10 protein-coding genes are annotated in these 10,320 nt (G+C 67.0%); 6 read left to right on the top strand and 4 right to left on the bottom strand.

From position 1 onward, the window contains the following. Positions 1–33 precede the first annotated feature (33 nt). Positions 34–798 (bottom strand): hypothetical protein, encoded by a 765-nt coding sequence (locus tag GT042_RS02205; RefSeq protein WP_161306996.1) that lies wholly within the window; start codon positions 796–798, stop codon positions 34–36. A gap of 386 nt (positions 799–1,184) precedes the next feature. On the opposite strand from GT042_RS02205, the gene GT042_RS02210 reads away from it, so the two are divergent. Together GT042_RS02210 and GT042_RS02215 are read left to right on the top strand one after the other, a co-directional pair. Then, positions 1,185–2,528 (top strand): hypothetical protein, encoded by a 1,344-nt coding sequence (locus GT042_RS02210; protein ID WP_237530403.1) that lies wholly within the window; start codon positions 1,185–1,187, stop codon positions 2,526–2,528. Next, positions 2,521–3,831: a hypothetical protein gene (locus tag GT042_RS02215; RefSeq protein WP_161306997.1), complete on the top strand. Its 1,311-nt coding sequence runs from the start codon at positions 2,521–2,523 to the stop codon at positions 3,829–3,831. The genes GT042_RS02210 and GT042_RS02215 overlap by 8 nt, the downstream gene beginning before the upstream one ends. Positions 3,832–4,590: 759 nt before the next feature. On the opposite strand, the gene GT042_RS02220 is transcribed toward GT042_RS02215, so the two are convergent. Further along, positions 4,591–5,691, bottom strand: coding sequence for a hypothetical protein (locus tag GT042_RS02220; RefSeq protein ID WP_161306998.1), 1,101 nt, complete (start codon positions 5,689–5,691; stop codon positions 4,591–4,593). Positions 5,692–6,013: 322 nt separating this feature from the next. Here GT042_RS02220 and GT042_RS02225 point away from each other — a divergent pair, with 322 nt between their 5' ends. From GT042_RS02225 to GT042_RS02240, 4 genes are all read left to right on the top strand, one after another. Further along, positions 6,014–6,478, top strand: a complete 465-nt coding sequence (locus GT042_RS02225) for a hypothetical protein (RefSeq protein WP_161306999.1) — start codon at positions 6,014–6,016, stop codon at positions 6,476–6,478. Then, positions 6,478–6,936: a hypothetical protein gene (locus GT042_RS02230; RefSeq protein WP_161307000.1), complete on the top strand. Its 459-nt coding sequence runs from the start codon at positions 6,478–6,480 to the stop codon at positions 6,934–6,936. The genes GT042_RS02225 and GT042_RS02230 overlap by 1 nt, the downstream gene beginning before the upstream one ends. Beyond that, complete coding sequence (locus GT042_RS02235) at positions 6,933–7,340, top strand: Imm10 family immunity protein (protein ID WP_161307001.1); 408 nt, start codon at positions 6,933–6,935, stop codon at positions 7,338–7,340. The genes GT042_RS02230 and GT042_RS02235 overlap by 4 nt, the downstream gene beginning before the upstream one ends. 122 nt (positions 7,341–7,462) lie before the next feature. Continuing rightward, positions 7,463–7,936 (top strand): carboxymuconolactone decarboxylase family protein, encoded by a 474-nt coding sequence (locus tag GT042_RS02240; protein WP_161307002.1) that lies wholly within the window; start codon positions 7,463–7,465, stop codon positions 7,934–7,936. 85 nt (positions 7,937–8,021) lie between these two features. On the opposite strand, the gene GT042_RS02245 is transcribed toward GT042_RS02240, so the two are convergent. Continuing rightward, on the bottom strand, positions 8,022–9,497 hold the full coding sequence (locus tag GT042_RS02245) for an oxygenase MpaB family protein (RefSeq protein ID WP_345943655.1): 1,476 nt from the start codon (positions 9,495–9,497) through the stop codon (positions 8,022–8,024). Continuing rightward, the gene (uppS, locus tag GT042_RS02250) at positions 9,494–10,183 is read right to left on the bottom strand and encodes a polyprenyl diphosphate synthase (protein ID WP_161307008.1); all 690 of its coding nucleotides are present in this window, start codon (positions 10,181–10,183) and stop codon (positions 9,494–9,496) included. Before uppS ends, GT042_RS02245 begins: the two co-directional genes overlap by 4 nt. Positions 10,184–10,320 lie beyond the last annotated feature (137 nt).

Raw genomic sequence — 10,320 nt, forward strand, 5'->3', positions numbered from 1 at the left:
CCAACTGGCGCACGCCACGGCCCGGGCGATGGTTCAGTCCGCGGTCGTCACACGGTGGGCGTACACCTGGGCGAGCCAGCCGACCTTGAACGCACTGAGGTCTTCGCGGAAGAGCGTCATGGACGCGCCGTACGGAGCGACCACGCCTCCGGACTGGTCGGGTACCGCTTGGCATCCATGGACAAGGCGTCCGCCCAGGGCGGCATGAGCTTTGATGGACTCGACGCGGCGGTGCTCGTTGAACCAGCCGCCGTGGTAGACCTCATCGAGCATGTCGCCGACGCTGTCATCCAGGCCGAAGACCACAGAAGTGGCCGCAGGAAAGAACCAGCACGGGCCGACGTTGGAGATGTGCCCATCCAGTTCGACCTTGTTGAGCGCCATCAGCGTGGCGGCCTCACGGAGCATCCTCAGGTGGTCGGCAGTGACCTGCGAAAGGCCGAGACCATTGAGGTGTTCGTCGCGAAACAGGTACGCATACACCTGGTAGGCGGTGGAGAGGACGCGGGCCGGATCAGAGGTACGGACGGCATGCCTCTTGATGAAGTCGAGCGCCATCTGCTCGACGGCACTCGCGGTCGTCTCCTCGACCGGAAGAAGTTCCGACGTCACGAGATCCCAGTCCGCCACGAGCCAACTGTGCGACTCAAAGCGGAAGAAGTACTTTTCCGGATCGATTGTGATGCGGCGGCCGTCCACGTGAATCCCTGGAAGACGGTTCCAGCCGGGGTCGAAGGCCGTGGGCAGATCCACCGTGATGATCTCGTGTGGAGCAGCCACATTCTCTGTGACAGTCATTTTTCCCTTTCATGCGACTGAAGCGGGCAGCAAAGCGCCCAGGTGGTTGAACTGTGGGTGTGAAACTTCCGACGCGCGTCACAATCAGCGGAAGGTCCGGCGTTCCGGCCGAAGTGGCCGAGGCTGACCGATTCACCTCCGTCGAATATCTCGTTGAGAGCCGAACTTTCGTTCCCCTTTTTGAGGCCTCGGGGGACTGATTGGTGTGAACTGTAGAGACGAAGCGTGCCAGCGAGCCCCAAAAAATCAGGAGTGTGGCAATTTGTATTTTGGCCGCTGCCCTCATCGCCCATGAGGGGAGGCATCACACCCTCACGACCCATCAGGGCTCAAGGAACATGGAAGGAAGTCGTCATGCGTACCTGGGAACCGGAAAGAGTTGGATCGTGAGCGTGGGAGGTTCCGGAATCCCGCGCCTCCAGGAACTCTCCTATGTGGAGACGGCGGCGCAGGCGGTCGCCGAGGGAAAAACTTTCGAGCAGATCCGTGTGGCCGTGGTCGACCGGGCCGCTCGCCATGCCTGGGAGACCGATACTGTAGGGGCGTTCAATGCGAGCAAGTGGGAGAAAAAGCGTGCTGACGGGCAGGAGTACGTCCACAGCACGGCCGACGTGCTCAAGGAGTTGATGCGCTTCAGGTGGATCGAGCGACGCGTCCTGCCGTCCACTCGGATCTCAGCGAGCGAGCACGCCCACGCTACGTTCACGATGACAGCGGCCGGACGTGAGTGGACCGAACTGGTGGCTCATCGGCCGGCGGAGGGTTTCAACGCCCTAGCCGGCGCACTGATGGAAGCCCATCCTCAATTCGAAGGGTACTTGAGGTTGGTGGGTGCCCGACCGGACAGCGCGGCGAATCACTTGACGATTCCACTGATGCGTGGCGAGGGGAATCCGGGACATGACGACGAGGCGTATCTGGCGGCGTTCACTGCTAATACCGTCGAAGCCGTACGTAAAGGTGACCTGGGATGGTCGGCAACGCCTGACGTGATCGGACAGACGCTCCGGGATTACGTATCGCGGGCTCAACGCCGCACGGCGGAGCGGGCTTTGCTGGAGGAGAAGAGAGAGGAAAAGCGAGCGGCGAAGTACGGGGCGAGGAAGGAAAAGGCCGCCAAGACAGAGGCTGGAAACCCGGCGTCACCGATCGGCCGGCGGAGGCAGTTGGCCGCGCTGTGTGAAGAGGCGGCCGTACGACTGGCGTTCAGTGCCGCAGGTTGCTCGGTGGACTACATCAGTCACGAATTGCTCCGCAGATGGACCCGGTTCCTCGGTCTCGCGAACTTCAGCTACTACGCGCCGGGGCCGTCCGCTCTGCGGCTCTGGGCAACCTCGACGGTGACTGGCACGGGGACACCGGCGGACTTCCGGCGCACAGTGGGGCCCGAGGCAGAGCGGGCCGCAATGCAAGCCGTGCCACGCATGTGGAACGCCGAACGCGGCTCCGCCGCACAGGAGATGTACCGGCCGGTCTGGCGCATCAGAGCCGCTGTCTGCTGGGATCGACGGATCAACGACGGCGTCTTCGATGCCGCACTCACAGCGGCAGCGCGCGGCGAGATGTGCAACATCGGTTTTCGTGTGCATCTGGACGAGGCGTCGCACGGACGGATTCCCAGCTCGACCCGGCCACTTGTCATGCTGACGCCCCCCGGGCACCCCCGGATCTATCACGTGATGAGAATCGACCGGGCTGATGCCCGTGAAGAGGTGCTCGTGCATGAGTGATTCCTCTCCGGTGCCTGCCGTCGTGTGGATGAAAAGAGAGTGGAAGCTACGCGGCAATCCCTTCCCCGCCACCGGCATGGCCGTTTCCGGCGGCTCGAACACCCGGGAGAACGGCACGCTATATGAACCCTCCGTTCATGCTGATCAACTGCGCCAGGTCGTGGAGAAATTCGTGCTCCGCATGTCCTACGGCGGCCTGAAGTTCGGTTACTTGTGGTCGGACAATGTAGTCGCCGGTGACTCCGACGCCCGTGGCTTCGGCAAGACGGTCCTCATGCAGCATGTGGCGGGCTGGATCAATAAGGACTTCGGGAAATCGGTCTGCCTCTCCGCCGGTTTGGATGAGGAAGACGCCGAGGAGGTTCCCATCTGCTGTCTGGTGACCGGATTTGACACCTCGCAGATCCGAACCTTGTCCGCCGCGTTGTTTGTGGCGGTCGATTATGCGGTGAAGTCTCGGGTAGGAAATGGCCCGACGCTTGCCAGCCGGCTCCGGGAAAGACTCGTGCACAGAACAGGAACCACCGACGCCAGAAAGCTGGCCGACGTCGTGGCCCAGGGCCACCGGGCACTGCGTGGCCGGACTCTGGGACCGCCCGATGACAAGTTGATCGCCGCCCTGTGCGAGAGCGATCCGACGGCTGCCGAGGAATACATGACCAGGTTGACGCCGACATCGCGCTCTCGCAACGGGGCGGTGCACATGGCAACGTTCCTGCTCTTCGCAGCCGCTGCGGGGATCGAGCACGTGCTCGTCTTCTGCGACCAACTGGAAGACTTGGCCAGCACTACAACGGCGAAGGCCAAACGCGACCTGGAGGTTGAGCGTTTCCGGGACGTGATCGTGGAAACGCTGCCCATGGCCGACATGGTGACGATGGTCGTGACCATGCATCCGAGGGCCGCCGTCACGATCGGGACTGCCTGGGACCTCGCCGATCTGCCGAGTTTCGCATTGACGGAACAGAACCAGGCAAGCACCGTGAAACTGTCCGCCCTTCGCGACCCCTCGCAGGTCGCCCAGTTGCTCCGGCCCTACGTCAGGGCCGCGACGAAGGACGAAGTCTCGCGCACCGACGACGACCTCTTCCCCTTCACCAAGGAAGCCGTAGGTTCTCTGTTCACCCGCTCCAACCGAAAACCGCGCGATGTGCTGCGCAAGGCTCACACCATTCTGGAAGCGGCGGCTGCCCGCAATTTGGAACGTATCGACTCCGACGACGTCATCGGCTTCTTCGACGCCTCCGGCCACCTGCCGATGAGCTTCGGGCTCTCCTCCGACATTGACTGGAGCCGCGGATGAGTCACTCGACGGGCCTTTCGACCGTCACCGGCCCTTTGGTGGCCGGCCCCTGGCGACGGCCCTGGCCCGGAACCTCGGAGAGCGCGTGCGCCCGGTGCGCGGCACCACTCGGCTGGTGGGAGAACGATGGCTGCGCATGCCGTGCACCCTCAGGACGGCGGCACCAAGACCTGTTGTACGCCGTCGCCTGCGCGGTCAGGACACCGTTGAGCGCGCAACTCTTCGCAACCATCGCCGCGCAAACCTTCGCAAAGGAAATCCCTGCGAAGTCCGCGATGACAGTCATGGCGGGAGACCGCCGCTTCTGCTGGGCGGGCCCAGGCCGGTACGGGCTGTTCCGGCACGGCCCGCTGCCCGGTCCCCGTACCTTAGAGGAGGTATCTCGCCTGACCCTTCACTCTTGCGACCGGCCGTTGCGACTCACTGAGATCGATCACTGGCTCAGGGGGGTGGGGTACGAGTACCGACCGCGCTCGCTCTGGCATGTGGTGCGTACCTCGGAATGGGTCACGATAAGGACCGACGAATATGTACGACTGCGGTCTCCCGGCCCGGGGCAGCGGCATCTGCGAGATGGGATCGCTCCCCGCCTCGGCGATGCCGACTGGTCCTGTTTGCGGAATGGCGTGGCGCGTCGACTCGCCACCAGCCTGACCGAGTACGCCGCATCCCGGTCCTCAGCCTCCGTACCGCCATGGGCTCCCCCCGGACCTGACTGGGGCGCTTCACCCGGCTAGGAGAGCTGGGCAGCTAGGTTGGTCACCGTACAAGCTTGCGCCACAGAGACAGCTGCGGAGCCTTCTTGACGTATTGGTGCATACCGGGAACCGCACTTTCGTAGCACGCGATCAAACGGTCGGCCGCCTCCAGGGTCGCTGTCCTCACATCGAGAGGGATGGCCCTTTCCCAGCGAAATACCGACGCGGAATCATGCAGTTGATCACGGGGCAGGAAGCGGCACGCCTCCCAGCAGATGAGTTCGGGTGCGTACTGGATCAGGTGTCCATGCCCTCTGGTGGAACGAGAAGCGGGCAGGTCGTCCAGCGCCTCGTGCGCCGCTTGCCAAGCCTCGACAGCTCGCACGACACCGACCGGTTCCAAACCGGTGTGAAACAAAGTGCGATAGGACTCCGAAGCCGTGTCACCCCATAGCGCTTCCAGACCCGCACCGGTCGACACGGCGTGGGCAAGCTCAGGACCGGGCCCGGACAAGCAGGCCAAGGCCCGGGATACTTCAACCATGCTGTACGACAGCCCGCGCGGGCCAAGCATCACCCCCCGGCGGGGGTCGAAGGTTCCCCTCTCCCAATTGGCGTTCATCAGGCGGTTGATGTTCGGGCAACACAACAACCGGTCCTGATTATTTCGGGCGTTGACGAAGGAATCAGCTGTATCGTGCAGCCGACGCGCACGCGCACGCTCGGCACCCACGACGATGTCAACCCGGACGACCGCTCTGGCGAGGTAAGACGGATCCAGCGTCTCGCACGCGTCGGCGATCACCCTCAGGCGCTGCAATCCGTCGATGCACTCCACACCATCCACCCGGACAAGTTCCGTGAAGTGCCCCGCAGCCGGCACCGGGCACACCTCGTCCGCGCCCAACACGATCGCACCGACGGCACCAAAATCTTCCGGGGACTCTTCCAGCAGCCGCGCCAAGGCGAGGGTCCGGTCACTGTCGTACAGGAAGCCTCTGCGCGCCCTGAGGCGACGCGGGGAGTTCGCCTCTGCCGCCAGCGAGGCGAGTTCCGCAACCGGTGCCTCGAGCACCCACCCTCGGGTCATTTGCGCCTTGCGAAGGGGACGCAGATAGACGGATGGTCCCCCGGAAAACATGGACTCGGACAGCAACATCACGCTCATACCTGTCCAACGCGCGACGGGCCCCGGCGTGACGGGGCAATCCCCCTCCTGCGGGAACGGAACGAGGAGGATGCGACCCCGGCCCCATATCTCCACGCTCGCGGACACGGTGGCACCTCACCATCCGCCCGCTGTCGGCGTATCCGATGCGGGCGGCCCCGGCTGCTACCGGGCCAAGCTTTGGTTCAAATCGAGACCGCCGGGACCCGGGTGCGGGAAGCCCGTACACGCGAGGGAGGATGCGGGGCGGGAGGGGATTTGAATGTGTTCAAAAATTCGGGAGCCGGTACGGGCGGCTGTGCCGACGGAGGTACGCGTGAGGGACAGGTTCGGCGCCGTGCTGACGGCTTCGGTGTCGGTGCTGATCGTCGAAGCGGTGATCGGGGCGCTCGCTCTCGCCGTACGGGAGCAGACGTACGAGAACCCGGGGCTTCCATACAACCCGATGGCGGTCCTGCTCCTGATCGTGGTGGCGCCGCTCCTGGCGGTCGCCGGGGCGGTGGTCGGCGCCCTGCTGTCGGTCGGCCTGGTGATGCCGGTGCTGGTCACGGCCGCGTGGCTGGGCCGACGGCTCGCGGGGCGCGAGGCGTGGTGGTGGGTCCCGGCGACGGCGGCCACCGTGACCGCCCCGCCCGTGGTGCTCGCCGAGGTCGGCCCTATGCCCCGCCTCGGCCTATGGCTCGGCATGACAGCGGCGCTCGCCGTCACCGCACTGGTCGCCGCAGGCTGCTGCTGCCGGGCCGCCCGCGGCTCTCCAGCGGCACGATGTTCGGTCGGATAATGCTGTACGGAACCCTCTCCGTCGTCACCGCCGTCACACTCGCCGGCCTCGGCCTGTACGCCGGACTCGGATACGAGCCCCCGCGGCTGAGCACGCGACAACTGGCCGGGACATGGTCCGACGGAAGGGGCGGCACACTCGTCCTCGCGGCGGACGGCACGGCCACGGCGGCTGGCGTCCGGACGTTCGAGGACGACTTCATCGAGCCCGTGACGCACGCATGTACCAGCACCGGGAGCTGGGAGTACGACCCGGGGGACGGACCATGGGCCCAGGAGGTGGCGGTGTCCGCCGACAACTGCCTCACGGTCACCTGGGAGATATCCGGGACCCCGGACCACCCGAAGCTGTTCGTCCGCGTCGGCGACCCTGACAACTGGGACCTCTACCTCCTTCAACGCCGCGACCAGGCCGTGTCCGCGCCGCTGTCGGCCCCGGGTGTTAGAACTCCCGTATGACGTACAGGTTTACCGCACACGTGGTCTGCGGACTCGACGATCAGGGCTGCTGTCCGACGGCGGGGGTGGCCGAGTCGGACGACCACGAGGCGTTCTCCCTTCTGTTCATGTGCGACTTCGGCGAGCCCGACGCGCAGGAGGTGTCCCTGGGCATGGACACGCACTGCCTCGTCACACCCGACCAGGGCACCGCCTACGGCTGCGTACGTGAAGTCGAGCTGGACGGCGACGTGCTGCGGGTGACTCTGGACCCGTCGTCCCTGGACGACCTCGGCCTGGCCGATCCGGTGGTCGAGGCCCTGCTCCGCGCGCCGGCCGCGGACGTGGCGCGTCTGCGTGAGGTGCTGCGGCGCGTCCTGGCGTACGGGCGCCCGGATGCCCGCCCCGCCGTGGTCGGGCTGTAGCGAGTACGGCGATGGCGCACGGCACAGGGTCCGGTCCGTGTCACATCTCGTCGAGCCGTTCCGTCGTACGTGTGTAAGCACGGCGCCGGCCACGGAAGCCGGCCACGGCAGAGGAGATCACCATGAGTGCCCGTCTTGACGCCTTCGGCAGTCCGACGCTGGGCAACGTCTTCAAGCACATCATCGCGGCGGGAAAGGTGCTTCAGAACTCGACACTGCCCGCCGCGACCCAGGAGCTGGTGAAGCTCCGCGCCAGTCAGATCAACGGGTGCGGCTTCTGCACCGACATGCACGCCAAGGACGCCGCCGCCGCCGGTGAGACGTCGGTACGGCTCAACCTGGTCGCGGTGTGGCGGGAGGCCACGGTCTTCACCGAGGCCGAGCGGGCCGCCCTGGAGTTGGCGGAACAGGGCACCCGTATCGCCGACGCGGCGGGCGGCGTGCCGGACGAGGTCTGGGCGAATGCCGCCAAGCACTACGACGACGAGCAGCTGGCCGCGCTGGTGAGCGTGATAGCCCTGATCAACGCCTTCAACCGGGCGAACGTCATCCTCCAGCAGCCGGCGGGCGACTACCGGGCCGGCCAGTTCGCCTAGCCGGCCGGAGGCCACTACCGCCCACGCCCGACCGGGCGTGGGCGGTAGATGGCTGGTCGCTTCCCTCCTGCGCGTCGCTTCCCGCCTACGCCCCCGCCAGCAACGGATCGAACGCCGTTGAGCGTTGGCGGCCCGACATGAAGGAGAGGAAGTCCTTCACGAAGGCGGCGCGGGAGTACGTCGCGGCCGTGCCCGTCACCGTACGGTGGAAGCCGGTCCGGAACAGGGCTCGGTACTCCGTCGCGTCGATGGAGCCGTTGCCGTCCGCGTCCGTGACGGTGAAGAGCACCTCGGCGACCCTGATCAGCGCGGGGCCCGCGAGGGAGGGGACGGCGGACGCGTACTCCTCCCGGCTCACGCGGCCGTCGCCGTCGGTGTCGAGGGCGGTCTGGAGTTCCCGCCACCACTCCGCGTACGCGTTGTAGAGCTTGGTCTCCTCCGGTTCGTCCAGGTCGAGCCGGGAGGACAACTCCCGTGCCATGGCCGCGAGATCGGGCCAGTCCAGATACCCGTCGCCCGTCTGGTCAAGTACCTCGGCGAAGAACTCCCCGGCTTTGCTCTGCGCGCCCGATACGTCGACCGGCCCGTGCTGTACGGGGAAGGGCGTGACCAGGCGGAACAGCGCGCCCGCCCGCTTCATCCGGCCGCGCAACGCCGTGAGCGACGCGGCCTTCGGGTCGTCGCTGTCCGGCGACAGGTAGAGCAGGCTGGTGAGTTGGTCCGTACGCAGCCAGTGGTCCGGCAGGAAACGCGCGAGGCCCGCGGCCATGTAGGCGCTCTGCATCAGCGCCTGGGCGCCCGGGATCTCGGGCAGTCCCGCGCGCCGGCGGAAGGGTTCGGGGAGGGACGCCACCGTGATCGTGCCGATGACCGGTCCGGCCAGCGCGCGCCCCGCCGCCCACACCGTGGGCAGCCCGTCCAGCAGCGGCGGCGCCGGGAGGTGGTCGAAGAGCTTGTAGAGGATGATGCGCAGCGCCTCGGTGTTCTCCAGCTCCTCCTCGACCACACGGTCGTAGTACTGCCAGAACTCCGGCAGCGTGGGCGGCAGATGACCGGCCCGGTCCCCGAACGCCGCGAGGAACGCCTGGAATTCGGCGTACAGCTGCTCCATGGTGGTCCGGTCGAGCGGCTGCCCGCTCAGCCGGCACATGGTGACGGAGCTCTCGAAGAGCGTCGCGACCACCCAGGCGCGGACCTCGGGGTCCATCGCGTCGTACGGCCTGCTCCGGGCATCCGTACCACTCAGCCGTCCGTGCAGCCGGTTCAGCCGCGCCGCCTCCCGCTGCCGCGTCTCCTCGTCGGCGCCGAACATGCGCTGGAGGCTCACGAGGGTGTTGCGCAGCCGTCGCCACGGGTGCGCCACGAAGGTCGAGTTGTCGATGAGGGCCGCGCCGATCTGCGGGTGCGCGGCCTCCAGGACGGTGGCCCTGACCATGGCGAGGGCCCAGCGCGGGTCGTTGAAGAAGCGGTGGAACTGGGAGTCGGGGCCGAAGAGCGACTCCGGGGCGGGCCGGGTGGCGTCGTCGTGGGGTCCGCTGTTGCTTGTGCCGGTGTCCGTCACGGGTGGGGTTCTCCGTTCGCGTACGGTGTCACGCCGCCGAAGCGGCGCTCGCGTTGCTGGTAGGAGTGCAGGCACTCCAGGAAGTGCGGCGCGTGGAAGTCGGGCCAGAGCGCCGGCGGGAAGATCCACTCGGCGTAGGCCACCTGCCAGAGCATGAAGTTGGAGATGCGCTGCTCGCCGGAGGTCCGGATGACCAGGTCCACGTCGGGTGTGTCGGGGAAGGGCAGATGGGCCGCGAAGTACTCCTCGTCCACGGCCTCGGCCGACACCCCGCTGCGGATGAGGGACCGCGCCGCCTCCACGATGTCCCTGCGGCCGCCGTGGTCGAACGCCACGGTCAGCGTCATGCCCCGGTTCGCGTCGGTCAGCGTCATCAGGTCGGCGAAGTCCCGGGCGAGGGGTGCGGGGATCCTCGGGTCCGCCACGCCGAGGAAGCGGCAGCGGATGCCGCGGGCGTGCAGGAGCGGGGCGTGTTTGCGGACGACGCGGCGGACGAGGCGCATGAGGTAGTCGATCTCGCTGCTGGGGCGCCGCCAGTTCTCGGTGGAGAACGCGTAGAGGCTCAGCCATTCGACGCCTGCCGTCCGGGCCGCCTCGATGACGTCGATCACGGTCGTCTCGGCGGCGCGGTGGCCGGACGTACGCGGGAGGGAGCGCTGCTCGGCCCATCTGCCGTTCCCGTCCATGACGCACGCGACATGGCGGGGCACGGGCCTCGCGCCTCCCTGCGGGGCCTGCCTCGCGCCTCCCTGCGGGGCCAGCCTCGCGCCTTCCTGCGGGCTCTCCCTCGCCGCTCCCTGCGGGGCCTGCCTCACCGCTCCCT

The sequence above is a fragment of the Streptomyces sp. SID3212 genome (assembly GCF_009865405.1).
GTDB lineage: Bacteria > Actinomycetota > Actinomycetes > Streptomycetales > Streptomycetaceae > Streptomyces.